Consider the following 25932-nt stretch of genomic DNA (forward strand, 5'->3'; position numbering starts at 1 on the left):
GCGCATGTCAGTCCCGCCTTCCCGGGTCGGTGACGGGCGCCGGGCTGTGGGCGCGCACGTCAGTACTCCACTTCTTGCGAGCGACGGCGAATGGTGGTGACCTCGTCGCGCTGGTTTCCGGTGGGGCCGTGGTAGTTCAGGGCGAAGGACTGCTGGGCGTAGCCGCCGATGAGATGCGAGGGCTTGATCATGATGCGGGTCAGCGCGTTGTGGATGCCGCCGCGTTTGCCGCGCGCGTCGTCCACCTCAGGGGTGCCCTCGATGCGCGGCACGTCCACCGCGCGGTCCTGCGCGTGATACATGAACACGGCGCCCTCGGGCATCCGGTGCGACACGATCGCGCGGGCCACCACGATGCCGTTGCGATTGATCGCCTCGATCCAATCGTTGTCGCGCACACCGATCTTCGCGGCATCCTTGTCCGACATCCAGATCGACTGCCCGCCCCGCGAGAGCGTGAGCATGTGCAGGTTGTCCTGATAGGCGGAGTGGATGGACCACTTGGAGTGCGGCGTCAGGTACCGCACGGTGACTCCCCTCTCGGTCACCGTGCCGACGCCGGGTTCGTGGAACAACGCCGTCATGTCCAGCGGCGGACGGAAGATCGGCAGCTGCTCGCCGAGTTCGATCATCCAGTCGTGGTCCAGGTAGAAGTGCTGGCGGCCGGTGAGCGTATGCCAGGGCTTGAGCCGTTCGGTGTTGATGGTGAACGGCGAGTACCGGCGCCCGCCCGTCTCGCTGCCCGACCATTCGGGCGAGGTGATCACCGGCACCGGGCGGGATTGGGTGTCGGCGAATGTGATTCGCTTGCCCTCGTGCTCGGCGGCCAGGTCGGCCAGTTCGGTGCCGGTGCGGCGTTCCAGCGCCTCGAAGCCCTCCACGGCGAGCCTGCCGTTGGTGGTGCCCGACAGCGCGAGCACGGCCTCGGCGGCGAAGGTGTCCTTGGCCAGCGACGGACGCCCTTGCGCCACACCGGAAACCACGGTGCCGTTCACACCGGCCAGGTACCGCACCTCCGCCTCGGGGTAGGTGGTGATGCCCTTGGTGGTGAGTCCGAGCGATTCCACCAGCGGTCCCAGCGCGGCCATCTTCTCGGCCAGCTTCGGATAGTCGCGTTCGATCACCACCAGCTTCGGCATGGTCTTGCCCGGAATCGGTTCGCACTCACCGGCTTTCCAGTCCAGCACCCGGCCGCCCGCCTGGGCGAGCGCGTCGGGGCTGTCGTGCTGCAAGGGCACCGCGACGATGTCCTTGCGCTTGCCGAGATGCTTCTCCGCCATCCAGGAGAAGCCGCGCGCGATGCGGTGGAACGCGTCGAAATCGGTCTTGGCCTCCCACGGCGGGGAGATGGCGGGCGAGAACGCGTGCACGAAGGGGTGCATATCGGTGGAGGACAGGTCGTGCTTCTCGTACCAGGTGGCGGCGGGCAGCACGATATCGGAGAACAGCGTGGTGCTGGTCATCCGGAAATCCAGGGAGAGCAGCAGATCCAGCTTTCCGGTGGCGGCCTGCTCGCGCCACACCAGTTCCTGCGGGCGCACGCCGGTGGCCTCGCCGGTCTGGAGGTTGGAGTCGGCGCCGAGCAGGTGCCGGTGGAAGTACTCGTTGCCCTTGCCGGAGGAGCCGAGCAGGTTGGCGCGCCACACCGTCAGGCAGCGCGGGAAGTTCTCCGGTGCGTCGGGGTCCTCGCAGGCGAAGCGCAGATCGTTCGACTTCAGGCCCGCGACAACGTGATCCGCCGGGCTCACCCCCGCGGCTTCGGCCTCGTCGACCAGGTCGAGGGGATTGCGGTCGAAGGTCGGGTAGCTGGGCATCCAGCCGAGCCTGCTGGCCAGCGCGATATTGTCGGCGGCGGTGCGGCCCGCGAACTTGCCCTGCGCCAGCGGCGAGGCGAACGATTCGGCGGTGAACGGGTCGTAGCGCCACTGGTCGTTGGTGAGATACCAGAACACCGTGCCCTGCATCTGGCGCGGCGGGCGCTGCCAGTCCAGGCCGAAAGCCAATGTGGCCCAACCGGTGACCGGTCGGCACTTCTCCTGCCCCACGTAATGCGCCCAGCCGCCGCCGTTCACGCCCTGGCAGCCGGTGAGCAGCGTGAGGGTGAAGAAGGCGCGGTAGATCTGGTCGGAGTGGAACCAGTGGTTGGTGCCCGCGCCCATCAGGATCATCGAGCGTCCGCCGGAACGGTCGGCGTTGTCGGCGAATTCGCGCGCGATGCGTTCGGCCTGCGCGGCCGGGACGCCGGTGATGCCCTCCTGCCACGCGGGCGTGTAGGGGGTGGTGGCGTCGTCGTAGCCGGTGGGCCACTCGCCGGGCAGGCCCGCGCGGCCCACGCCGTACTGGGCGAGCAGCAGATCGAAGACGGTGGTGACGCGGTGGCCCGCGACGGTCACGGTCGGGACGCCGCGCAGCAGCACTCCCGCCGAGTCGGAGTCGAAGCGCGGCAGGCGAAGTGCGATGCTCTGCGCGCCGTCGCGCCCGTGCAGGGTGAGCAGCGGGTCCACGCCCTCGAGGTCGAGGTTCCACTTGCCCGCGTCGTCGGCGCCGAAGCGGTGGCCCAGAGAACCGTTGGGCACCACCGGGTTTCCGTCGGCGTCCAGCAGCACCGGCTTGTGGGCGGACCCTTCGGCGGTGTCGCCGAGGTCGGCGGCGGTGAGGAACTTGCCCGCCAGCGCGCCGTCGTGGTGGTAGTCGCCCTCGGCGTCCCAGCCCTTCGGGTCGTCCACGCACACCAGGTACGGCAGGTCGGTGTAGCGCTTGACGTAGTCGAGGAAGCGGGGCGTGTCACGCTCGACGAAGAACTCCTTGAGCACCACGTGACCCATCGACATGGCCAGGGCCGCATCGGTTCCGGGCCGCGCGGGCACCCACTCGTCGGCGAACTTGGTGTTGTCGGCGTAGTCCGGCGACACCACCACGACCTTCTGGCCCCGGTAGCGCGCCTCGGTCATGTAGTGCGCGTCGGGCGTGCGCGTGACGGGCACGTTGGAGCCCCACATGATGAGGTAGCCCGCGTCGAACCAGTCGGCCGACTCCGGCACGTCGGTCTGGTCGCCGAACACCTGCGGCGAGGCCACCGGCAGATCGGCGTACCAGTCGTAGAACGAGAGCATCGACCCGCCGAGCAGCGAGATGAACCGCGCGCCGACCGCGTGGCTGACCATCGACATGGCCGGGATCGGCGAGAAGCCCGCGACCCGGTCGGGGCCGTAGCGCTTGATGGTGTGCACGTGCGCGGCGGCCGCGATCTCGGCGGCCTCCCACCACTCGGCGCGCACGAAACCGCCCTTGCCCCTGGCGGATTTGTAGCGACGGGCCTTCTCCGGGTCCTCGACCACGTCGGCCCAGGCCAGCACCGGATCCTTCAGGCGCTCCTTGGCCTCGCGGTAGAGCTCGAGCAGGGTGCCGCGCACGTACGGGTAGCGCACCCGCGCCGGCGAATAGGTGTACCAGGAGAACGACGCGCCGCGCGGGCAGCCGCGCGGCTCGTACTCCGGCTTGTCCGCGCCGACGGAGGGGTAGTCGGTCTGCTGCGACTCCCAGGTGATCACGCCGTCCTTGACGTAGATCTTCCACGAGCAGGAGCCGGTGCAGTTCACGCCGTGTGTGGAGCGCACCACCTTGTCGTGCGCCCAGCGGTCGCGGTAGAACTCGTCCGCGCCGCGGCCGCCGACCTTGTGCAGCACCCGCTGGTCCTCGGAGACCTCGCCGCGCCGGAAATACTTGCCGAGCCGGAGCAGGACATCGCCGGCATCGGGAGAACCGCCTGCCGGATCATGAGTGCGCGAGGTGACCACGACGCCCCCTTCGAGCTGTGGAATCGGGCTGATGTTTCGACTGTAGGGAGGTCGTTTCGCGCGGCAAAACGATTCTTTCACAGCGCTCGAAAGGCCACGGTGAGTTGTGAGGTCGAGGCAATATGCCGGTCACGGTACGGCGCGCGCGAATATCCGGCGACGACACGGCGACCAGGGGCGATGGGCGCTGAACTCGGGTTTTGCGGGGTGGAGGGGTCGTCAGGGGGACTTGCCGGTGATGCTTTGGAAACAGCTGGTTCTCGCGCGGTTTACAATCGTTAACACGTTTTCGGGAGAGGGAAAGCCTCGAATTGTGGTTTCGCACACGGAGATTTGCGCACCCGCTGTCCGCCTCCTTGTCCGCCTCTCCGCGTTCAAGGCGGCTGCGTCAGGGGCGGGGATCGTTGGGTGGCCGTCTGCCGTCGTTTGATGGGGCTGAGTTAGCCGGTACCCGGCGAGTTACCCATGTGCGAGCGAGATCAGTTGTCACCTCGAGCAGATTGATGAATGGCCATGTAATGGGCCACGAAGGCGGCCACGGATCCACCCGATCACGCGGATGCGGCGAGACGGTTGTGGACAGCCAGTGGGCGGAAATGCGCGGCGGCCGTGCCGAACGTCAGTGCGGCACGGGTGTGGGCGGTGGCAGCGATGCCGCAGGTGCCCGGAGGCTTCAGCGGAGGTGTGTTGCCGATTCGGTGAGCCTGGCAAATCCGTGGCATGCAGCGATGGACAGGGCCGGGAGGACCGCATCATCCGTGGACGCCTCGGCAAGCGGTGGTATTCAGCGAGAGATCCGGCCGACAACCAGTCTCGACCGCAACGACGTGTTTGCAGGCGTTCGGCGAGTTACCCAAGGCAACAACTGGTTTCGCCAGCACATGGGTAACTCGCCGGGTACCGGCTGACTCCGCCCAGCAGAATTCCGGAGACGGCAGCGAACCGACGTCCGCGCCTGACGCAGCCGCCGCCTTATACGCGGAGAGGCGGGTGGGCTGCCGCGCGGTAGCGGTCGGCAATAAGGCGCACCACCGCCGGGTGGACGCCGATCGGCTCGGCTACCCCGTCGGCGCCCGCCTCGTGCAAGCGCTGCTGGAACAACCCGTGCGCGAGCAGATACGAGGCGATGAACACGCGGCGCGCACCGGACTCACGCAATTCCGCGACAACCTCGGGCACACGTGGCGCACCCGTCGCCACGTAACCGATGCGCACCGGCGCGCCGAGGCGCTCGGCCAGCATCGCGGCCGCGCGCCGGACATCTTGGCGCGCACGGGAGTCCGATGAGCCGGCGGCGGCGAACACCACGGCGTCACCGCGACGCCACCCGGCCGCGCGCAGGCGCATGGCCATGATCGCGGCCAGCGCCGGATCGGGGCCCATCGCCGGGGTGACGGTCGCGGCCGGATGAGCGCTCTCGGTCACCTCGCGCGGCACATCCTGGTAGACGTGGTAGCCCGAGGCGAGGAACGCCGGAACCACCACGGCGGGAACGGTTTCCGCGCTGGCGTCCAGATCCCGCAACACCTCGGCGGGCGACGGGCCGAGCACGTCGACGAACGCCGTGCGCACCGCCGGGACGCGGGCGCCGCGCCCCGAAATCGCGGCGCCCGCGGGCGCGCCGAGCTCACGGGCGACCGCCTCGGCGAGCGCGGCGATCATCTCGACGCCTTTGGTGCTGCGCGTGCCGTGCGCGACCAGCACCAGCGCGGGGGCGTTCACCACGACCCCATCGGCTGGGGCGCGTAGCGCGGCGAACGGACCGGGTTGCCGATGCCGGGCGCGGCCGGGCGGGTGTGCGCGGGCGGCTGCGCGTGCGGGGACGTCAGGTCGCGCGGCACCGGATCGCAGTCGGCGGCGTCCAGCGCCAGCCGGTAGCCGCGCTTGACCACGGTCTGGATCGCCTTCGGCGTGCCCAGGCCCGCGCGCAGGCGGGCGATGGCGGTTTCCACGGCGTGCGTGTCGTCACCGCCGCCGGGCAGGGCGGCGAGCAGGTCCTCGCGGGACACCACGCGGCCGGGCTGGCGGGCCAGCGAGCGCATCAGCGCCATCGGCGCGGGCGCGAGCTGGCGCACCTCACCGTCGACCACCACGCACGCGCCGCGCACACTGATGATGTGCCCGGCGGCGTGAATCCGGCTGGCGCGCCGGGGCAGTTCCTCGGCGACGTGGCGAGCCAGCGCACCGAGCCGCGCGCGGCCCGGCATCGAGGTCGGCACGCCGAGCTCTTCGAGCGGGGCGGCGGTGATGGGGCCCACGCAGGCCGCCAGCACCCGGCCGCGCAGGGCGTGCAGCACACCCTCGAGCAGACCGGTTTCCTTGGCGCGCATCAACATCGAGGCCACGGCGGGCGCGCTGGTGAACGTCACGCAGTCCAGTCCGGCGGTGACGATCAGCTCGATCAGCTGATCCATCGGGCCCTGATCCTCGGGCGGGATCCAGCGATACACCGGCACCGGCACGACATCCGCACCGGCACAACGCAATACCTCACAGAAGTCGGGCACCGGCTCCCACTCGGTGGTGGCGCCGTGCAACTGCACCGCGATCCGTACGCCCTCCACGCCCTCGGCGAGCAGGTGGTCGAGCACTTCGGCCGAGGACTCCGACGCGGGCGACCACTCCTCGCGCAGTTCGGCGGCGCGGATGGCGCCCTTGGCTTTCGGGCCGCGGGCCAGCATCCGGGTGGCGCCCAGGGTGGCGCGCAGATCCTCGGCCAGGCCCCAGCCCTCGGCGGCCTCCATCCAGCCGCGGAAGCCGATACCGGTGGTGGCCACCGTGATCTGCGGCGGCTGGGCCACCAGGGTGCGGGTGACCCGCTCCAGTTCGGTGTCGTCGGCCAGCGGAATGATCCGGATGGCCGGAGCCGACACGATGGACGCGCCCCGCCTGGTGAGCAGCGTGGCGAACTCCTCGGCTCGCCGGGCCGCCGTGACACCGACGGTGAAGCCGGCCAGGGACGCGCCGGCGTCGATTGTCGTCATATGTTCATCCGTCCGAGGCGTCGAGCGCGGCGGGCTCGTTGGAAATCGAAACGATGCCGTCGTCCACACGCACCGCGTACACCGGCAGCGCCGCCGATGCGTCGTCCAGGCAGCGTCCGTCGAGCAACGAGAACGCCTGCTTCAGCAGCGGCGAGGCCACGATGGGCACGCCGCCGCGGTCGCCGACGATCCCGCGCGACATGACCGCCGCCCGGCCGAACGGATCGATGTTCCCGACCGCGTAGAGGGCGCCGTCGCCCAGCAGGAAGAGCGCGGCCTGCTGGCCACCTCTCAGCAACACCGCGACCCCGCGGCCGGGGATCAGGTAGTCGAGTCGGCACGCCTGCGTCCAACCGGTGGCCGTAGCCGGGGAAATGCTGGGTGTATCGATCACGGTCATCGGGTTCCTCCTCCGAACGCCTTACCCATTGGTACCGGCGTCCTGTTTCCACACGGTTAAGCGGCTATTTCCCGTGCGTCGCGGTGTTGTCTCCCACCCGCGCCGCCCCGACGGCGATCTGTGGCACGCCCAACAGCACGGGCACCTTCCGCTCGCCGCTGTCGTCGAACGCGATGGTCGGGTCGGCCTCGGCGGGCGCGTTGACGAACGACACGAAGCGCGACAGCTTGTTCTCGTCCTCGAGCACCGCCGCCCACTCGTCCTTGTAGCCCTCGACGTGCTTGGCCATGGCCGACTCCAGCTCCTCGGCGAGGCCGAGGCTGTCCTCGCAGATGACCTGCCGCAGGTACTCGATGCCGCCCTCCAGCGCCTCCTGCCACGGCGCGGTGCGCTGCAACCGGTCGGCGGTACGGATGTAGAACATCAGGTACCGGTCGATGTATTTGATCAGCGTCTCGTCGTCGAGTTCGCCGGCCAGCAGCACCGCGTGCTTCGGGGTGAGACCGCCGTTGCCGCCGACGTAGAGGTTCCAGCCGTTCTCGGTGGCGATGACGCCGACGTCCTTGCCGCGCGCCTCCGCGCACTCGCGGGCGCAGCCCGACACCGCCAGCTTCAGCTTGTGCGGGGAACGCAGTCCGCGGTAACGCTTTTCGAGCAGCACGGCCATGCCGACCGAGTCCTGCTGGCCGTAGCGGCACCAGGTGGACCCGACGCAGCTCTTGACCGTGCGCAGCGATTTGCCGTAGGCGTGGCCGGACTCCATGCCCGCGTCCACCAGGCGCTTCCAGATCAGCGGCAGCTGCTCGACGCGCGCGCCGAACAGGTCGATGCGCTGGCCGCCGGTGACCTTGACGTAGAGGTCGAACTCCTTGGCCACCTCGCCGATGGTGATCAGCTGCTCGGCGGTGACCTCGCCGCCGGGCATCCGCGGCACCACCGAGTAGGTGCCGTTCTTCTGCATGTTGGCCAGGAAGTGGTCGTTGGTGTCCTGCAGCGCGGCCTGCTCGCCGTCGAGGATGTGATCGCTGGAGGTGGACGCCAGGATCGAGGCGACGGTCGGCTTGCAGATATCGCAGCCCGAGCCCTTGCCGTGCTTGGCGATCAGGCCCGAGAAGGTGCGGATGCCGGTGACCTGCACGATCTGGAACAGCTCGGCGCGCGACTGGCTGAAGTGCTCGCACAGCGACTTGGAGACCTCGACGCCGGACTGCTCGAGCAGCTTCTTCAGCATCGGCACGCAGCCGCCGCAGGAGGTGCCCGCGTTGGTGCAGCTCTTGATGGCGGGCACATCGCACGCGCCGTCGGCGATCGCGCCGCAGATGGAGCCCTTGCTGACGTTGTTGCAGGAGCAGATCTGCGCCTCGTCGGGCAGGGCGTCGGCGCCCAGCTCCGCGCCGGCCGGGGAGATGAGCGAAGCCGGGTCGGCGGGCAGCGGACGGCCGACCAGCGGGCGCAGCGCCGAGTAGGCCGACGCGTCGCCCACCAGGATGCCGCCGAGCAGGATCTTCGCGTCGTCGGAGACGACCAGCTTGGCGTAGGTGCCCTTGGCCGCGTCGTGCAGCACCACCGACAGCGCGCCCTCGGTGGTGGCGTGCGCGTCACCGAAGCTGGCCACGTCCACGCCGAGCAGCTTGAGCTTGGTGGACATGTCCGCGCCGGGGAACTCGCCCTGCCCGCCGAGCAGGCGGTCGGCGACCACCTCGGCGGTGGAGTAGCCGGGGGCCACCAGGCCGTAGCAGACACCCTCGACCGCGGCGCATTCGCCGACGGCCCAGATGTTCGGGTCCGAGGTCTGCAACCCCAGGTCGGTGATGATGCCGCCGCGCGGGCCCACCTCGAGGCCGGCGTCGCGGGCGATCTGATCGCGGGGGCGCACGCCCGCGGAGAACACCACCATCGCGGCGTCGATCACGGTCTCGTCGGAGAGGGTGACCCGCAGGCCGCCCTCGGTCTCCTCGATCGAGGAGGTGCCGACGCCGGTGTGCACGTTCAGGCCGAGATCGGTGACCAGGCGTTCCAGGATCGCGCCGCCGCCCTCGTCGACCTGGGCGGGCATCAGCCGGTTGTTGTACTCGACCACGTGCGGGGTCATGCCGAGCAGGCGCAGCGCGTTGGCCGCCTCCAGGCCGAGCAGACCGCCGCCGACCACCACGCCGCGCGCGCCGGGACCGGCCGCCTCGGCGGTGGCGCGGATGCCGTCGAGATCCTCGATGGTGCGGTAGACGTAGCAGCCCGGCAGGTCGTGGCCGGGGACCGGCGGCACGAACGCGTAGGAGCCGGTGGCCAGGATCAGCGCGTCGTAGGCGAGGGTGTCACCGGCGGAGGTGAGCACCTTGCGCGCCTCGCGGTCGATGCTCTCGGCCCGGTGGCCCAGCCGCAGCTCCACCAGCTCGTCACCGGCGTACTCGTTGCCGGGCAGCGCCAGCGCGCTGGGGTCCCAGGCGCCCACGTAGGACGACAGGCCGACGCGGTCGTAGGCGGGCAGCTGCTCCTCGCTGAGGACCACGATCTGCCAGGTGGCGTCCTCGTCGCGGGACCGCAGGGCCTCGACGAAGCGGTGTCCGACCATGCCGTGGCCGACGACCACCGCGGTCTTGCGCCGAGTGGGATCGACGGTGGGGTTCATAGTGACCTCCCTGGGATGGTTCGGCGTCAGGCGCGAGCCGACGGGCTGGACGACGCGGCGGCCTCGGCTTCGAGGACGAGCGCCTCGGCTTCGACGACCACGTCGGAGTCGGTGGCGGCGGGGCGGCGCAGGAACACCAGGTAGGTGACCGCGGCGCACACCACGTAGAAGGCGGTGAAGACCCAGAACGCGGTGGTCGCGGAGCTGGTCGAGGCGTAGGACGAGCGCAGCACCAGGTTGATGCCGACCCCGCCCAGCGCGCCGATGGCGCCGACGAAACCGATGAGCGCGCCGGCGGTGTTCTGCGACCAGGCCGACTGTTCGGCCGGACGCACGGGCAGCGACTTGGACCTGGCCTCGAACACCGACGGGATGATCTTGGTGACCGAGCCGTTGCCGATGCCGGAGATGACGAACAGGGCGATGAAGCCGGCCACCATGGCCACCATCACCACACCGGTCGGGCGACCCGCGCCGTCACCGAGGGCGCTCGCCAGCCCGACCAGCACAGCCGCACCGATCATGACGGCGAAGGTGAACAGCGTGACCTTCGCACCGCCCAACCGGTCGGCCCAGCGGCCGCCGTAGGGGCGGGCCAGCGAACCGAGCAGCGGGCCGATGAACGCGATGGACGCGGCGTGCACGGCGGCCTGGGCGGCGGTGTCACCACCGGCGACGAAGTTGAGCTGCAGCACCTGGCCGAACGCGAAGCTGTAGCCGATGAACGACCCGAAGGTGCCGATGTAGAGGAAGGCGATGGCCCAGGACTGCGGCACCCGCAGCGCGTCGACCATGGACGAGAGGTTGGCCTTCTGGCTCGGCAGGTTGTCCATGTAGAGCGCGGCGCCGAAGCCGGCGACGGCGATCAGGGCCAGGTAGATCAGGCAGATCACCGATGCGTACTCGGCACCCAGGGTGGCCAGCACCAGCAGGCCGAGCAGCTGGATGACGGGGACGCCGATATTGCCGCCGCCCGCGTTCAGGCCCAGCGCCCAGCCCTTGAGCCGCTGGGGGTAGAAGGCGTTGATATTGGTCATCGAGGAGGCGAAGTTGCCGCCGCCGAAGCCCGCGAAGGCCGCGATGACCAGGAACGTGGTGTACGAGGTGCCCGGCTGGTTGATGAAGTACAGCGTCAGCAGCGTCGGGATCAGCAGCGCCAGGACGCTGAAGATGGTCCAGTTGCGGCCGCCGAATCGCGCGGTGGCGACCGTGTACGGGATGCGCAGCACCGCACCGACCAGCGTAGGCACCGCGACCAGGAAGAACTTGCCCGCGGGATCGATGCCGAACTGGTCGGCGGGCATGAACAGCACCATCACCGACCAGATGGACCACACGGAGAATCCGATGTGCTCGGCGACCACCGACCAGATCAGGTTGCGCTTGGCGACGTCCTTGCCGCCCGCCTCCCAGGCGGCGACATCTTCGGCGTCCCACTGCTCAATGTTGCGATTACGCGTCAGCGTGCTCAACAAGGGCCTCCCAAATTCCGGTTGGCCCAACGGTAGGAAACAGGTATTGCCGTAATGCTGCGGTAGATGACCGTCAAATCAACGGTTACTCACCTCGCTCCGGTCAGCGAGGTGAGCCCCTTCGAATGTTTCGGGCATGTGACACAACGGTTTCCGCGAGTGACAAACAGCCGACCCCGCCGGAAAACCGCGTGAGATGTGACGTGCACAGCATGCGCCCGGGGCGGCGACACCGCAACAGCTACGTCCCGATCGCCGCGGCTAGCGGGCGTGGGCGACGTCCACCGCGCGGTCGAACTCGTCGTCCATTCCGGTGTCCGGGGTGTAGGTGGCCAGGCTGACGGCGATCGAGACGACCACGTTGACGAGGAAGCCGGGGACGATCTCGTAGAGGGCGACGCCGTAGATGTCGGGGCCGTAGGCGGACCAGAGGATGACGGTCAGCGCACCGGCGACCATACCGGCGAGCGCGCCCCAGTTGGTGAGCTTGCGCCAGTAGAGGCACAGCAGCACGGCCGGGCCGAAGGACGCGCCGAAACCGGCCCACGCGAACGCGACGAGTTCGAGGATGGTGCCGCTCGGCGAGATCGCGAGCAGCCCGGCGATGACCGCGACCACCAGCACGCACACCCTGCCCAGCGTCAGCAGCGTGCGCTGGGAACTCTCCCGGCCGAAGACGTGGTACAGATCCTCGACGAATGCCGAGGAACAGACGATCAGCTGGCTCGACACCGTGCTCATGATCGCCGCCAGCACCGCCGCGAACACGAAACCGACGATCAGCGGATGCAGCAGCAGCTGCGAGAGCGCCAGCACCACATGCTCGGGATTGTCCAGGGATTCGCCGCTGGTCGAGAAGTACGCGATCCCGACCAGGCCGCAGGCGACCGCGCCGGCCAGCGACACGATCATCCACGTCATGCCGATGCGCCGGGCCGGTCCCGCCGACTCGGCGCTGCGCATCGCCATGAAGCGCACGATGATGTGCGGTTGCCCGAAGTACCCGAGGCCCCACGCGGCCGCAGAGAGGATGCCCACCACGGTGGCCGCCGTCAACGAGCCGCCGCCCAGCCAGGACAACCGGGCGGGGTCCACCTCCCGGATCGCGTCGACCGTCGCGCCGGGCCCGCCCACCGCGACCATCGCCACGACGGGCACCACGAGCAGCGCCAGCAGCATCATGGTGCCCTGCACCACGTCGGTCAGCGACGCGCCGAGGAAGCCGCCGATGAGCGTGTAGGCCAAGGTCACGGCGGCGACGATCAGCATGCCGCTCAGATACGAGGTGCCGAACGCGAGCCGGAAGAACTCACCGCCCGCGACCAGCATCGAGGACACGTAGAAGGTGAAGAAGACCAGGACGATGGTCCCCGCGGCCACGCGCAGCAGCCGGGTGTCGTCGTGCAGCCGGTTCTCGAAGAAGCTGGGGATGGTGATGGAGTTGCGCGCGACCTCGGTGTAGGCGCGCAGCCGCGGCGCGACGAACCGCCAGTTGAGGTAGGCGCCGATGGTGAGGCCGATGGCGATCCACGCCTCGATCAGGCCCGCGGCGTAGATGGCGCCCGGCAGGCCCATCATGAGCCAGCCCGACATATCGGAGGCGCCCGCGCTGAGGGCGGCGGTCCACGGCGGCAGCTGCCTGCCCGCCAGCATGTAGCCCTCGTGGTCGACCGTCTTGCGGTAGGCGTAGACACCGATGGCGACCATCGCCCCGAAGTACACGACCAGCGCGATGATCTGCAGGGTCCGGTCGGACACGCTGCCCCCTTTACCCCGGTGGCCGCGCGGGCTCCGGCGAGATCGGCGGGAGGTTTGTCCGGTTACGGTATCCCAGCCCGGGGTTCTTCCACGGCGCATCGCCGGTTAGCGACTCGGACGTGTCCTGGGGAACCTACGCCGCGACGACCGGCTCCCGTTTGCCCCAGGTGTCCTCCAGCAGGCGCGGTTTGCAGGCTTGCCAGGCGCCGAGGAGCAGGACCAGCACCGCGACGCTCAGCATGGCGAAGGGGGCGAGCCAGCCGCCGGTGGCGGTATGCAGCATGCCGAACAGCAGCGGGCCCAGGCAGGCCACGGCGTAGCCGACGCCCTGGGTGAAGCCGGACAGCGCGGCCGAACCGCGCGGGGTGCGGGTGCGCAGGTTGATCAGGGTGAGCGCCATCGGGAAAGTGCTCGGGCCCAAGCCCAGCAGCACCACCCACAGCACGGGCGCGGCCATCGGCGCGATCAGCAGGCCCGCGAAGGCGGCGAAGAAGAAGACCGCGCAGCCCAGCACGATGGGGAACGGGTTGCGGTACCGCGCGACCAGGGTGGGCGCGGTGAACGCGGCGACGAGTCCGACCAGGGCGAACAGGCCGACCATGGTGCCGCCGAAGGCGTCGCTCGCGCCGGCGTCGCCCAGGATGCGCGGCAGCCAGGCGAACATGGCGTAGGTGGTCAGCGAGGTCATGCCGAACATGCCCGCCATGCCCCAGGCCAGCGGCGAGCGCCACACCCGGCCCGCCGCCGCGCCCGGCTCGGTGGGCAGCGCAGTGACGTCGTCGCGGTCACGGCCCTCGCGGCTGCGCAGCACCGCGATCCACGGCACCGCCGCGGCGAAGCCGAGCAACGCCCACATGCCGACGGACACGCGCCAGCCGAAGTGGTCGGCCGCGGGCACCGCGACCAGCGCCGGGAAGACGGTGCCCAGCTGCACCATGGTGATGTAAAGGGAGCTGATCACCGCGAGCCGGTCGGGGAAGTACCGCTTGACCAGCGGCGGGATCACCACGTTGCCGATACCCATGCCGCCGAGGGCCAGCGCCGAGAACACCAGCAGCTCGCCGGTGCCGTGCATGAGCGAACGGATGAGCATGCCCGCGCCCGCCATGAGCATCGCGGCCAGCGCGGTGCGCTCCAGGCCGAGGCGGCGCACCATCAGCGGGGTCAGCAGGCCCGAGACCGCGAACATCGCGGTGGGAATCATGCCGAAGACGCCGACGACGGCGGTGGAATAGCCGATGTCGGCGCCGATGCGTTCGGCCAGCGGGCTGTAGGCGGTGACGGCGACGCGCAGCACGAGCGCGGACATGACGATCGCGGTGAGGACGAGTAGTCGCCCCTCCAGCAGCGCGCGACGGCGCGCGGCGATATCGACGGTGTCCTGGCTCGGGGCATCGGGGAGGGTCGCTGTCACCGAGAAATCATAGGATGACCCCATGATCGGAGGCAACCGTTTGTGACGGGCGGTACCCTATTGCCGTGCAACCAGTCCGGCGCACCAGCCTCATCGCCCAGGTAACCGAACAGCTGCGTGCCGAAATACGTTCCGGCCGTTGGCCCATCGGCTCCCGCATCCCCACCGAACCGGAGCTCACCGAGCTCACCGGGACGGGCCGCAACACCGTGCGCGAGGCGGTGCAGGCGCTCGTGCACGCGGGTGTGCTGGAACGCCGCCAGGGCTCGGGCACCTATGTGATCGCGGCCTCGGAGGTCGGCGGCACGCTCGGCAAGTTCTTCGCCGACGCCGAGGAGCGCGATGTGCTCGAGTTGCGCCTGGCGCTCGACACCACCGCCGCGGCGCTGGCGGCCCAGCGCCGCGACGAGTCCGATATCGCCACCCTGCGCCGCCTGCTCGCCGAGCGCAGCAACCACTGGGACGACGACATTCCCACGGCCATCGCCGCTGACGTGGAGTTGCACCGCGCCATCGTGGTCGCCAGCCACAACGCCGTGTACCTCGAGTTCTACGATTCGCTGCTGCCCACCATCGAACAGGTGATCCGTTCGCGCACCTCGAAGTCCGACGACTCCTACGACGCCGAGCACAACGAGCTCGTGCAGGCCGTCATCGACGGCGACGGCGAGCGCGCCTCGCAGGCCGCGAGCTGCTTCCTCGGCTCGCTCATCGCCGAATATCCCGACGCGCGCTGAATTCCGACCGGTCGGGCACGCAGGAAAACCCTCTCCGCGGCCGATCCCACGATGTGAGTCGGATTTGCCGGGAACGTCACCGAAGGCCACGGGGACGCAACAACGGGCTTCTACTTTTGTCTCGACCGTACTAAGGCAACTCGACGGCTCCACCCGATTCCGGGGCGAGGGGCGAATCCCGAGACGAACAACGTCGCAACGGCGCGACGGTGCCGCGATGAGGGTCGGTCGAGATCGAATCGAGAGGAAGCCGATGACCGCCACAGTCGCTGCCACCGGCCAGACGCCGGACACCGCGTTCACCCACGAGAAGCGCGGCCGCTGGCTGGATCACTGGGAACCGGACAACGAGAAATTCTGGGAATCGGGTGGCAAACTCACCGCGCGCAAGAATCTCATCTTCTCGGTGTTCGCCGAGAATCTCGGATTCAGCGTGTGGGTCATCTGGGGCACCGTCGTCACCAGCATGGGCGCGGCCGGATTCCCCTTCCTCGCCGGTCTCGGCCAGGGCAACCCGACCGCCGTCAGCAACGCGCTGCTGCTGACCTCCACGCCCACGCTCGTCGGTGCGGCACTGCGCATTCCGTACACCTTCGCCATCCCGCGCTTCGGCGGGCGCGCGTTCACCGCGTTCAGCGCCGCCATGCTGCTCATCCCGACGCTCGGCCTGGCCTGGTTCGTCAACCAGCCCGGGACGCCGATGTGGGTGTTCATGGTGCTGGCCGCGCTCGCCGGTTTCGGTGGCGGCAACTTCTCCTCGTCGATGGCGAACATCTCGTTCTTCTTCCCCGAGGGCAAAAAGGGTGCGGCACTGGGCATCAACGCCGCGGGCGGCAACCTCGGCGTCGCGCAGACCCAGCTGGTGCTGCCGCTGCTGATCACGCTCGGCACGCACATCATGGCCAAGGACGCCGCGGGCTACCGGTTCGGCATCACGCTCTCGGTGCTGGTCTGGGTGCCGTTCATCCTGGTCGCCACGTTCGGCGCACTGCGCTACATGGACAGCATCAGCACGGCCAAGTCCGACGGCAAGTCCTACAAGCTGGCGCTCACCAACCGGCACACCTGGATCATGTCGTTCCTCTACATCGGCACTTTCGGCTCGTTCATCGGTTTCTCGTTCGCGTTCCCGACGCTGATCAAGGCGAACTTCCCGAGCCTGGCCAATATCGGCTGGATCACCACCCTGGGCAACCTGGCCTTCCTCGGCGCGCTGGTGGGCTCGTTCAGCCGTCCGTTCGGCGGCTGGATCTCCGACAAGGTGGGCGGCGCGAAGATCACCGTGATGGTGTTCGGCGGCATGGCCGTGGCGGCGGTCGCCATCCTGGCGGCGCTGGAGCTGAAGAGCTTCCCGCTCTACCTGACCGCGTTCCTGGCGCTGTTCATCCTGACCGGCATCGGCAACGGCTCCACCTACCGGATGATCCCGTCGATCTTCAGCGCGGAGGCCAAGAAGTACGCCTCCGAGCACGGCACGGACATCGCCGAGGCCGCGGCGTCGGCGCGGCGGCAGGCGGGTGCGGCGATCGGCGTCATCGGCGCGATCGGCGCCTCGGGCGGCTACCTGCTGCAGCAGGCGCTGCGCCTGTCGAACATCAACTTCGGCAGCATGTCGCCCGCGTTCTGGGCCTACGCGGCCACGTTCGTGGTGATGGCGGGCGTGACCTGGTTCTTCTACCTGCGGTCCTCGTTCGCGGTGGGCCGGATCTCCTCGCTCGCCTACGCGAACGTGTAAGTCGCACCGGGCATCCGGGACCGAACCCCTCGGATGATCGCGACGCCGGCGGCCGGCGGCGCGCCCGGTGAGACCCGAATGCCGCCGGGAAGTCTTCCTTCCCGGCGGCATTCGGTGTGTTCGTATGCAAGTTGTTGCCCGGCAACGGTTTTCACTACAGCAGGAACCGCACCATATCGGCGGTGCGCGCGAGTCCGGGCAGCGCCTCCGGGGTGGAACGCGGATGCAGCGCGTGCACCGCGAGCCGGAACATGACCGCGCGCAATAACATCTGCGGCCACTCCGGCAGATCCGCCCAGCGGTCGACCAAACCGTCGTCGGCCCCGCCCCACGACAGCGCGTCCACCACGATCACCCCCGCCGCCCAGCCCGCGGGCCGCCAGTACGGGGTGATGTCGGTGAGCCCTGGCGTGTACTGCCCGGCGAACAGGACCGTGCCGAACAGGTCGCCGTGCACCAGTTGCGCCGGTGTGTGGACCGGTTTGCGCAGGGTGGCCAACTGGCCGATGAGCTCCATGCTGCGCTGCCCGTCGGGCGAGGTGGGCAGCACCGCGCCGCCCGCGCGCAGACTGCGCAGCGGCACCGATTCCCAGGCCGCGCGATCGGCGGCCACGAAGATGTCCACGTCGACCCACGGCGCGACGGGCGGCTGCACCAGGAAGCGTGGGCGCTCCAGCCGCGAGGTGGCCTGGTGCAGGCGCAGCGAGATGGAGACCACCTCGTCGTGGCGGGGTTCCGGGCTGCCCTCCAGGTACGTATCGGCCCGCCAACCCGAGACGACGTAGCGGCCGTCGGTCGCGCGCACCGGCCGCGCCAGCCGCAATCCGTCCACCTTCAGCGTCTCGCGGACCTTCGCCGACCACGCCGCGCGCGCGTGATCGGCCACCGGGCTCAGCACCACGTCACCGCACCGCCAGCCACCGTCCCAGTCATTGAGCGGGACGGGTGTCACTTCGCGCAGACCGAACGTGGCGCGCACGTGCTCGGGAGGTTCCACAGAAGTCACGGCCGTACGGTACCGCCGGTCAACGGCGGAATTCGGACGCCGCGCCGGTACCGAGTCGCGCCGGTGACCGTCCTCGCCGGCCATCCGCTCACCGATCTCGCACTCCCGGCGGCCCGCGCCGGCGCCGTGTTCGGCGTCCACCATCTCAGTCGGTACTGGCCTGTTCCCGGTGGGCGGATCGGCCGCCGACCGGATCGGGACCGCCACGAGGGTGACGTTTTCCAGACCGTCCACCTCGACTGCAACGCGGGGTGGACGGTCGCGGCGGCCCGGCGCGCGGGCCACCGCGGCGGTGTCAGTAGACGGGCAGGCTGGTGTCGACCTGGCGGGCCCAGGCCACGATGCCGCCCTGCACGTGCGTGGCGTCGGCGAAGCCCGCGCTCTTGAGCACCGCCAGCGCCTCGGCCGAGCGGATGCCGGTCTTGCAGTGCAGCACGATCGGGCGGTTCTGCGGCAGTTCGGCCAGCGCCTCACCGGACAGGATGCGGTCCTTCGGGATCAGCTTCGCGCCCTCGATGTGCACGATGTCCCACTCCACCGGCTCGCGCACGTCGATCAGCTCGATCTCCTTGCCCGCGTCCAGCAACTCCTTGAGCTCGGTCGCCGTGATGGTGGATCCCGCCGCGGCCGCCTGGCCCTCCTCGGACACCACACCGCAGAACGCCTCGTAGTCGATCAGCTCGGTGATCGGCTGACGCTCCGGGTCACGGCGCAGCTTGATGGTGCGGTAGGTCATGTCGAGTGCGTCGTAGACCATGAGCCGGCCCAGCAGCGGGTCGCCGATGCCGGTGATCAGCTTGATGGCCTCGGTCACCATGATCGAGCCGATGGAGGCGCACAGCACGCCGAGCACGCCGCCCTCGGCGCAGGAGGGCACCATGCCGGGCGGCGGGGCCTCGGGGTACAGATCGCGGTAGTTGATGCCGCGGCCGTCGGGCGCGTCCTCCCAGAACACCGACGCCTGGCCCTCGAACCGGTAGATCGAACCCCACACGTACGGCTTGCCGGCCAGCACGGCGGCGTCGTTCACCAGATAGCGGGTGGCGAAATTGTCGGTGCCGTCCAGGATCAGGTCGTACTCGCGGAACAATTCGACCGCGTTCTCGGGTTCGAGGCGGAACTTGTGCAGCCGCACGTCGATGCCGGAATTGATCTCCAGAATGGAATCGCGCGCGCTGTCGGCCTTGGAACGACCGATATCGGACTGGCCGTGGATCACCTGCCGTTGCAGATTCGAGGCGTCCACCTCGTCGAATTCCACGATGCCGAGCGTGCCCACGCCGGCGGCGGCCAGGTACAGCAGGGCGGGCGAGCCGAGGCCGCCCGCGCCGATCACGAGCACTTTCGCGTTCTTCAGACGTTTCTGCCCGTCCACACCCACATCCGGGATGATCAGATGCCTGCTGTAGCGAGCGATCTCGTCCTTGCTCAGCTCGGCGGCCGGTTCGACCAGCGGCGGCAGGGACTTCGGTGATGACACGTCCAGGACTCCTCGAATCGAATTGGCCGATCGCGTGGTGCAACGCGCGCGAGCGGGCCGTTCTTCCCGATTATCGCGCCGTGCCGCGCCGCGTCAGCCGCGGGGGTAGGGCCAGGGGTTGAAACGACAGCGCTTGCCGTCCATCGGGACCACACCGTGCGGATCGAGTTCGGCGATGTCGTTGTTCTTGGTGCCGAACGTCTGCTGCATCATGATCGGCGCCAGGCCGCCGTCGGTCTCGCACGGCTGATGCTGGTGGTAGCCGATGGCGTGGCCGACCTCGTGATTGATCTGGTACTGCCGGTAGGAGCCGATATCGCCCTCGAAGGCCAGCGCGCCACGCACCCAGCGCACCTCCGAGAGCACCACGCGGTCCAGGTCGGCGTGGTAGCAGGACGAATCGATGGGGATCTCGAACCCGCACACCTCGCGGGTGGTCTGGCGCGAGGTGAGCGAGATCCGGAAATCGGGCTCGCCCTGGTCGATCCGCTGGAACGCGAACTTCGGGTCGTGCGACCAGCTTTTGGGGTTGGCGAGGGTGCTGTCGATCATCTTCGCCACCGACTCGTCCCCGCCGAAGCCGGAGGTGTCGATGCCGTCCTCGATCTCGACGGTGTAGCGGAAGCTGTACTCCCGGCCCTCGCCGACCTTCGCGGTCGTGCCGGGCACGACACGCCAGGTGCCCGTGCCGTCCTCCACGAACGGCCCGCCCTCCGGCAGTGCGCCGGTGGGCAGATCGGCGGGGAACTGCCCGTCACCGGGCGGTGCGCCGATCACGCCCGCCGACGCGGCGCGCGGACTGAATCGGCCGAAACTCGGATCGGTGTTCGCGCCCGCCCCCTCGGCGCCGCCCCCGCGCACCGCGTCCACCACCACGAGGACCGTGACGATGAACAGGATGGGCAGCGCGTAGGCGCGCCATCCGTAGGTGGAGACGAATCGGCCGATCGCGCTCTGCTTCTTGGTGCCGCGTTCGGGGCGCGGCCGGCTGCGGCTCTCGTCGGGAGCGGTGGGGTCCCAGCGCGCTCGCAGCGGCTGATGGGAACGGTCGGCCCCCTGGTAGAGCCCGAGGGGGTCGTAGATCTCGACGCCGTCGCGGGTGCGGGCCGGTGGCGCCGCGTCGCGATCGGAGGGGGTGTCGCCCGCGCGCGGCCACGGTTCGCTGATGCGAGGGACCGCGCGCTCGGGTCTGGATCGGCGGCCCGGCGCACCGGAACGCCGCGCGGTGCCCGATCGGGCAGCCGCGCCCGAACGCGCCTCGGGACCGGACCTCGCCACGGGGTCCGACACTACGGAACCGGGCGTCGCCGAGCCAGTGGGGCGGAGCGCGTCACGCCCGCCGCCGGACGGTCTTTCCGGTCGGTCGGTCACACCCATCAGGTTCTCACAGGGCGCAAGCTCCCCGCCGGACGTCCCATCGGGTGAACTTCGTCGCAGGGCCGGGTCCGCATGCGACGGGTTAGCGGGTATCGTTCTTTGGATACCCGGTGCACAACCCCATTCAGCCGGGGAACCGACTGGGAGAGCCGAAATGACCGACCTCGTGGACCGGATGACGTCCCGCAGAACGTCGTCCGAGGCCATGGCACCGACCAAACGCGGTACCCGCCTGCCGCGCGACGAGCGCAGGCTGCAACTGCTCCAGGCCGCGAGCGAGGTGTTCGTACTGCGCGGCTACCACGCCGCGGGCATGGACGAGATCTCCCAGGTCGCCGGCGTGAGCAAGCCGGTGCTGTACCAGCACTTCACCAGCAAGCTGGAGCTGTACCTGGCGGTGCTGCAGAACTACGTCGACATGCTGGTCTCCAGCGTGCGCCAGGCGCTGCGCTCCACCACCGACAACCGCCAGCGCGTGCGCGCCGCCGTGCAGGCGTACTTCGATTTCGTGGACAACGAGATGCAGGGCTTCCGCCTGGTCTTCGAGTCCGACCTCACCAGCGAGCCGCAGGTGCAGCGCCGCGTCGAACAGGCCACCGAGGCCTGCGTGGACGCCGTCTTCGACCTGGTCGCCCACGACTCCGGCCTGGACCCTTACCGGGCCCGCATCCTGGCCGTCGGCTTGGTGGGCACCAGCCAGTTCACGGCGCGGTACTGGCTGGAAGCCGATCGCCCGATCCCCAAGGACGAGGCCGTGGATACGACGGTGGCGCTGGCATGGGGCGGCCTGTCCCACGTCCCTTTGCATCCGATCGGTTAGCCCCAACCATCAGATCGAACAAGAAAGGTCCCTGGCTTCCGAGAAGCCAGGGACCTTTTCGTTCTTCACCCACGCAACACCTGATCTCGCACCTACATGGGTAACTCACCGGGAACGCCCAGAACTCACCCTGCACAGAACAGGCGGCCCGGCACGAAACCGAACCACGCACTCACGACCGGCGAAAAGACGCGGAGAGGCGGGTAAGCCCAGATCAAACAGCGGCGAAACCTACGCGGCCGCCCGTGGCGGTGCCGATCTCGACGTACGCCACCTTGGACGCCTGGATCAGGAACTTGCGGCCCTTCTCGTCGGTGAGGGCGACGACGCCCGAGGTGCCGCTCAGCGCGTCGGAGACCAGCGCTTCGACCTCGTCGGGGGTCTGTCCGCTGACGATGACGAGTTCGCGCGGGCTATCCGCAATACCGATCTTGACCTCCACGGCCAACCTCCGAACCTAGAGTCCTGTGCGGCACCGGGCGTCGCGGCGCCCGAGCGCTCTTGCTGTCGGTCCAAGGCTAATGCAGGGCCGCGGCCGTCCGGCACGGCCCTGCCTGCGCTGTCAGCGAACAGCGGGCCGGGTGGGCTATTTCGGTTCGACGAGCTGGATCTCGAGTTCGATGGCCACCGCGTCGCCGAGGAAGCCCGGCGCCGACGGGCCGACACCGAAGTCGGATCGCTTGATGGTCCCGGTGGCGGAGAATCCGGCGTGGCGTTCGCCGGTCTCGCCGAAGGCCTGCACACCGCCCCATTCGACGTCCAGGCGCACCGGCTTGGTGATCGCGCCGAGGGTGACCTCACCGTCGACGGTGAAGGTCTCCGCGACACGGACCGGGCCGAGCGCGCGGAAGGTGAGCGTGGGGCGGTTCTCGACGTCGAGGAAGTCGGCGGTGCGGACGTGGGCGTCGCGGTCGGGGTTGCCGCTGTCGAAGGAGTCCAGGTGGATGGTCGCGCCGAGGGTGGCCTCGCCGTTCTCGTCGACGACGAATTCGGTGTCGAAGCGGGTGAAGCCGCCGCGCACCTTGGCGATGCCGAGGTGGCGGATGGCGAACGAGACCGACGAGTGCGCGGTGTCCAGCGCCCAGGAGCCGGCTTTGAGCTGCGTGGTCGAAGTGGTCATGGCTACGACGATGTGCGCGCGGGCGGCGGGCAGCCAGACCGCCGTTATCCTCGCCCTCGCAGGGCGCGGCTACCGGTACCCGGATAGGGCATGGTGGAACCATGGCACGCAACGCCTTCGCCGAGTTCCTGGTGGCCCGCCGCGGTGAGCTGCGGCCCGCCGACGTCGGCCTGCCCGAGGGCGGCAGGCGGCGCACGCCGGGCCTGCGCCGCGAGGAGGTCGCGGTGCTGGCCGGGGTGAGCGCGGACTACCTGGCCCGGCTCGAGCAGGGCCGCGACACGAACCCGTCGCTGGCCGTGGTGGACGCGCTCGCCGACGCGTTGCGCCTGGACGGCACGCAACGGCAGCACTTCGGTCTGCTGGCGCTCATCTCCGGCAACGAATCCCGCTGCCCGGGAGCCGAATCCCCGCACGAGCAGATCAGCGACACGGTGCGCGCGGTGCTCGACGCCCTGGACCCCACGCCCGCTTTCGTTGTCGGCAGGCGCTGGAGCATCCTGGGCTGGAACCACACGTGGGCCGAGTTCGCCGCGCCGCTGGGCCTGATCGACCGCGCCGAGGAGGCCAACCTCGCCGGGTACGTGTTCACCGATCCGCGGGCGCGCCACATCCTGCGCGACTGGCCCGCGGCCGCCGACTCCTTCGCCACCGCGCTGCTGCGCGCGAAACTGCGCTGGCCCGGGGACAGCAAACTGCTCGCGATGATCGACGCACTGCGCCGCGAACCCGAATTCGACCGTCGCTGGCAGCCGCAGCGCGTCGGCGCGGGGCCGATGTCGAGCCTTCTGCGGTTCGACCATCCCACCCACGGCGCTATCGACGTGCCCGTCGAAACAATGGAAACCGACAGCGATCAAAGCGTGGTCGTCTGGCTGGTCGACCGCGCCGCCACCCACTCCCCCGGCCTGCGCCTGGTCCACAACCGCGCGGCCAACGAATAGGCATCGGTATATCCAGCCCGTAATTCGGCGGTGACGAGCGGGAGAAGGCGCGGAAACCTGGGTCGAAAACGATGGGGGCCATGGCTTCCCGCAACACGAAGGCTCCGCGCCCGGTCGACGAGATCCCGCCGCTGAAACGGCTGTTCCCTTTGGCCGCGCAGCACGTCCTGGCGATGTACGCGGGCGCGGTCGCGGTGCCGCTGATCGTCGGCGGCGCGATGGTGAGCGCGGGACGGTTGCAGCAGTCCGACATCGTGCACCTGATCATGGCGGACCTGTTCGTCGCCGGCCTCGCGACCGTGCTGCAAGCCGTCGGATTCTGGCGGTTCGGCGTCCGGCTGCCGCTCATGCAGGGCGTCACCTTCGCCGCCGTGGGCCCGATGATCACAATCGGCGTGAACCACGGCGTCACCACCATCTACGGGTCGGTCATCGCCTGCGGGCTCTTCATGATCCTGCTGGCGCCGGTGTTCGGCAGGCTGATCCGGTTCTTCCCACCGCTGGTCACCGGCACCATCATCCTCATCATCGGGGTCTCGCTGATGCGGGTGGCGTCGGGATGGTTCGGCGGCGGCACCGGACCCGAGTTCGGCGATCCCGCCGCGATCGGCATGGGATTCTTCACCCTCGCGGTGATCATCCTCATCGAACGGTTCGCCCCCGAGGGCCTGCGCCGGATCTCGATCCTGCTCGGACTGATCATCGGCACGGTGGTGTCGATCCCGCTGGGGCTGACCGACTGGAGTCACCTCGGCGACTACGACTGGGTCGGTGTCGTGACACCGTTCCAGTTCGGCCTGCCCACCTTCGAGATCGGCTCGGTTCTCGCGCTGCTCATCGTCGCGATCGTCGTCATGACCGAGACGACCGGCGACATCGTGGCGGTCGGCGAGATCGTCGACGAGAAGATCACCCCGCGCCGGTTGGCCGACGGTCTGCGCGCCGACGGGCTCGGCACGGTGCTCGGCGGGGTCTTCAACACGTTCCCCTACACCGCGTTCGCCCAGAACGTGGGGCTGGTCGCCCTCACCGGCGTGCGCAGCAGGCATGTGGCCACGGCGGCCGGAGCATTGCTCGTGGTGCTGGGTCTGCTGCCGAAACTGGCGGCCGTGGTGGAAGGGATTCCGCTGCCGGTGCTCGGCGGCGCGGGTGTGGCGCTGTTCGGCATGGTCGCGGCCTCCGGGGTGCGCACGCTGTCGAAGGTCGCGTTCGACAACACCAACATCCTCGTTGTCGCGATCTCGCTGGGGGTGGCCATGCTGACCGAGGCCAAGCTCTACTACACCGACCGGTCGGGCGAGGCGCCGGTGAACGTGGCGCTGGACCTCTACAGCCAGTTCCCGGACTGGTTCCAAACGGTCTTCCACTCGGGGATCTCGGCGGGCGCTATCACGGCGATACTGCTCAACCTGCTGCTCAACCGAAACCGCACCGCCGACCCCGGCGAGCCCGACGCCCACGACGCCCCGCGCGCGGCGCGCCCCGATCCCGGCGACCTGGCGCGCGCCGCGGAACCGTCGCGGGCGGAGCGGGGAGCGGAACCGGCCTAGAGGCCCAGGACCGCCATGCGCTGGGCGTGGCTGTCCTGCATGCGCTCGAAGAGCGCGGCGATGCCGTTGAGATCGCCGGTGGCGGTGAGCACGAGTTCGGCCAGTTCGTCGCGCTGGGCCATCACGTACTGGGCCTGGGTGATGGCCTCACCCAGCAGCCTGCGGCCCCACAGGGTGAGGCGGTCGCGTTCGGAACGGCTGGTGGTGACCGCGCGGCGCACCTCCTCGACCACGAACTCCGAATGGCTGGTCTCGGCGAGCACATCGCGCACGACGGTGGCCACGGCCGGGTCCAGCGCGCCCGCGATCTCGGTGTAGAAATCGGCGGCGATGCCGTCGCCCACGTAGAACTTCACCATCGACTCGAGCCAGGTGGAGGGGTCGGTGGACGCGTGGTAGGCGTCCAGGGCCCGCACGAACGGCGCCATCGCGTCGAACACGTCGACACCACACTCGGCCAGCGCCGTCTCCAGCGTCTGGAAGTGCGCCATCTCGGCGGTCGCCATCTTCGCGACGGCCACCTTCCCCCGCAGCGTCGGCGACAGCTTCGCCTCCTCCGCCAACCGGTAGAACGCGGAGATCTCGCCGTAGGCGAGCACCGCGAAAAGGTCGATCACACCGGGGTTGTCCGCGGCGATGGGCGAGGTCGAGACACCGGACGTTGCAGGGGACTGTGCTGCCATGCAGCCAGCCTAATAGGCACCGATGGGCGCAG

General features: G+C 69.5%; 19 protein-coding genes. 5 read left to right on the forward strand and 14 right to left on the reverse strand.

The features are described from left to right. Window positions 1-59: 59 nt before the first annotated feature. The 8 genes from DFR74_RS10485 to DFR74_RS10520 all read right to left on the reverse strand — a co-directional run bounded on the left by DFR74_RS10485 (window position 60) and on the right by DFR74_RS10520 (window position 14451). Complete coding sequence (locus tag DFR74_RS10485) at window positions 60-3797, reverse strand: nitrate reductase subunit alpha (protein WP_067510043.1); 3738 nt, start codon at window positions 3795-3797, stop codon at window positions 60-62. Window positions 3798-4769: 972 nt separating this feature from the next. Next, entirely contained in the window at window positions 4770-5519 is a 750-nt protein-coding gene (locus DFR74_RS10490; protein ID WP_067510177.1) for a sirohydrochlorin chelatase, read from the reverse strand. Beyond that, the gene (locus DFR74_RS10495) at window positions 5516-6781 is read right to left on the reverse strand and encodes a uroporphyrinogen-III synthase (RefSeq protein WP_067510044.1); all 1266 of its coding nucleotides are present in this window, start codon (window positions 6779-6781) and stop codon (window positions 5516-5518) included. The genes DFR74_RS10490 and DFR74_RS10495 overlap by 4 nt, the downstream gene beginning before the upstream one ends. A 4-nt stretch (window positions 6782-6785) precedes the next feature. Beyond that, the gene (gene nirD, locus DFR74_RS10500) at window positions 6786-7181 is read right to left on the reverse strand and encodes a nitrite reductase small subunit NirD (protein WP_067510045.1); all 396 of its coding nucleotides are present in this window, start codon (window positions 7179-7181) and stop codon (window positions 6786-6788) included. A gap of 64 nt (window positions 7182-7245) precedes the next feature. Continuing rightward, a complete protein-coding gene (gene nirB / locus DFR74_RS10505; protein WP_067510046.1) occupies window positions 7246-9807 on the reverse strand; it encodes a nitrite reductase large subunit NirB in 2562 nt (853 codons plus the stop codon). A gap of 26 nt (window positions 9808-9833) precedes the next feature. Continuing rightward, window positions 9834-11282, reverse strand: a complete 1449-nt coding sequence (locus DFR74_RS10510; protein WP_084537763.1) for a nitrate/nitrite transporter — start codon at window positions 11280-11282, stop codon at window positions 9834-9836. A gap of 258 nt (window positions 11283-11540) precedes the next feature. Then, window positions 11541-13037, reverse strand: coding sequence for a sodium/proline symporter PutP (gene putP / locus DFR74_RS10515; protein WP_067510049.1), 1497 nt, complete (start codon window positions 13035-13037; stop codon window positions 11541-11543). A 133-nt stretch (window positions 13038-13170) separates the two neighbouring features. Further along, window positions 13171-14451 carry an MFS transporter gene (locus DFR74_RS10520; protein WP_067510179.1) on the reverse strand — a complete coding sequence of 427 codons (1281 nt, stop codon included), beginning with the start codon at window positions 14449-14451 and terminating at the stop codon, window positions 13171-13173. 65 nt (window positions 14452-14516) lie between these two features. Here DFR74_RS10520 and DFR74_RS10525 point away from each other — a divergent pair, with 65 nt between their 5' ends. Next, window positions 14517-15188, forward strand: a complete 672-nt coding sequence (locus DFR74_RS10525; RefSeq protein WP_067510051.1) for a FadR/GntR family transcriptional regulator — start codon at window positions 14517-14519, stop codon at window positions 15186-15188. A 253-nt stretch (window positions 15189-15441) separates the two neighbouring features. Next, complete coding sequence (locus DFR74_RS10530) at window positions 15442-16923, forward strand: MFS transporter (protein WP_067510054.1); 1482 nt, start codon at window positions 15442-15444, stop codon at window positions 16921-16923. Window positions 16924-17077: 154 nt separating this feature from the next. On the opposite strand, the gene DFR74_RS10535 is transcribed toward DFR74_RS10530, so the two are convergent. The 3 genes from DFR74_RS10535 to DFR74_RS10545 form a co-directional block, all read right to left on the reverse strand. After that, window positions 17078-17929 (reverse strand): TIGR02569 family protein, encoded by an 852-nt coding sequence (locus DFR74_RS10535; protein ID WP_067510181.1) that lies wholly within the window; start codon window positions 17927-17929, stop codon window positions 17078-17080. A gap of 295 nt (window positions 17930-18224) precedes the next feature. Continuing rightward, window positions 18225-19409, reverse strand: coding sequence for an adenylyltransferase/sulfurtransferase MoeZ (gene moeZ / locus DFR74_RS10540; RefSeq protein ID WP_067510056.1), 1185 nt, complete (start codon window positions 19407-19409; stop codon window positions 18225-18227). Window positions 19410-19502: 93 nt separating this feature from the next. Next, window positions 19503-20687: a DUF3152 domain-containing protein gene (locus DFR74_RS10545; RefSeq protein WP_407675219.1), complete on the reverse strand. Its 1185-nt coding sequence runs from the start codon at window positions 20685-20687 to the stop codon at window positions 19503-19505. A gap of 253 nt (window positions 20688-20940) precedes the next feature. Here DFR74_RS10545 and DFR74_RS10550 point away from each other — a divergent pair, with 253 nt between their 5' ends. Further along, window positions 20941-21606, forward strand: a complete 666-nt coding sequence (locus DFR74_RS10550) for a TetR/AcrR family transcriptional regulator (RefSeq protein WP_067510060.1) — start codon at window positions 20941-20943, stop codon at window positions 21604-21606. Between the two features lie 214 nt (window positions 21607-21820). On the opposite strand, the gene DFR74_RS10555 is transcribed toward DFR74_RS10550, so the two are convergent. Further along, entirely contained in the window at window positions 21821-22048 is a 228-nt protein-coding gene (locus tag DFR74_RS10555; RefSeq protein WP_067510062.1) for a DUF3107 domain-containing protein, read from the reverse strand. Between the two features lie 144 nt (window positions 22049-22192). Then, window positions 22193-22726, reverse strand: a complete 534-nt coding sequence (locus tag DFR74_RS10560) for a YceI family protein (RefSeq protein WP_067510063.1) — start codon at window positions 22724-22726, stop codon at window positions 22193-22195. 101 nt (window positions 22727-22827) lie between these two features. Between DFR74_RS10560 and DFR74_RS10565 the strand changes: the two genes are divergently transcribed. Both DFR74_RS10565 and DFR74_RS10570 read left to right on the forward strand, forming a co-directional pair. Next, complete coding sequence (locus tag DFR74_RS10565) at window positions 22828-23667, forward strand: helix-turn-helix transcriptional regulator (protein ID WP_067510065.1); 840 nt, start codon at window positions 22828-22830, stop codon at window positions 23665-23667. An 80-nt stretch (window positions 23668-23747) separates the two neighbouring features. Continuing rightward, complete coding sequence (locus DFR74_RS10570; protein ID WP_407675218.1) at window positions 23748-25217, forward strand: nucleobase:cation symporter-2 family protein; 1470 nt, start codon at window positions 23748-23750, stop codon at window positions 25215-25217. Here the strand turns inward: DFR74_RS10570 and DFR74_RS10575 are convergent. Further along, the gene (locus DFR74_RS10575) at window positions 25214-25900 is read right to left on the reverse strand and encodes a ferritin-like fold-containing protein (protein WP_067510067.1); all 687 of its coding nucleotides are present in this window, start codon (window positions 25898-25900) and stop codon (window positions 25214-25216) included. The genes DFR74_RS10570 and DFR74_RS10575 overlap by 4 nt on opposite strands. Window positions 25901-25932 lie beyond the last annotated feature (32 nt).

Origin of the sequence: Nocardia puris (assembly GCF_003315035.1) — a bacterium.
Lineage (GTDB): Bacteria > Actinomycetota > Actinomycetes > Mycobacteriales > Mycobacteriaceae > Nocardia > Nocardia puris.

What these genes read in the sequence shown, in the direction of transcription:
- DFR74_RS10530 (WP_067510054.1), top strand. Translation starts at nt 15,442, where the DNA reads ATGACCGCCACAGTCGCTGCCACCGGCCAGACGCCGGACACCGCGTTC.
- DFR74_RS10565 (WP_067510065.1), top strand. Translation starts at nt 22,828, where the DNA reads ATGGCACGCAACGCCTTCGCCGAGTTCCTGGTGGCCCGCCGCGGTGAG.
- DFR74_RS10495 (WP_067510044.1), bottom strand. Translation starts at nt 6,781, where the DNA reads ATGACGACAATCGACGCCGGCGCGTCCCTGGCCGGCTTCACCGTCGGT.
- DFR74_RS10570 (WP_407675218.1), top strand. Translation starts at nt 23,748, where the DNA reads ATGGCTTCCCGCAACACGAAGGCTCCGCGCCCGGTCGACGAGATCCCG.
- nirD (WP_067510045.1), bottom strand. Translation starts at nt 7,181, where the DNA reads ATGACCGTGATCGATACACCCAGCATTTCCCCGGCTACGGCCACCGGT.
- DFR74_RS10560 (WP_067510063.1), bottom strand. Translation starts at nt 22,726, where the DNA reads ATGACCACTTCGACCACGCAGCTCAAAGCCGGCTCCTGGGCGCTGGAC.
- DFR74_RS10550 (WP_067510060.1), top strand. Translation starts at nt 20,941, where the DNA reads ATGACCGACCTCGTGGACCGGATGACGTCCCGCAGAACGTCGTCCGAG.
- nirB (WP_067510046.1), bottom strand. Translation starts at nt 9,807, where the DNA reads ATGAACCCCACCGTCGATCCCACTCGGCGCAAGACCGCGGTGGTCGTC.
- DFR74_RS10575 (WP_067510067.1), bottom strand. Translation starts at nt 25,900, where the DNA reads ATGGCAGCACAGTCCCCTGCAACGTCCGGTGTCTCGACCTCGCCCATC.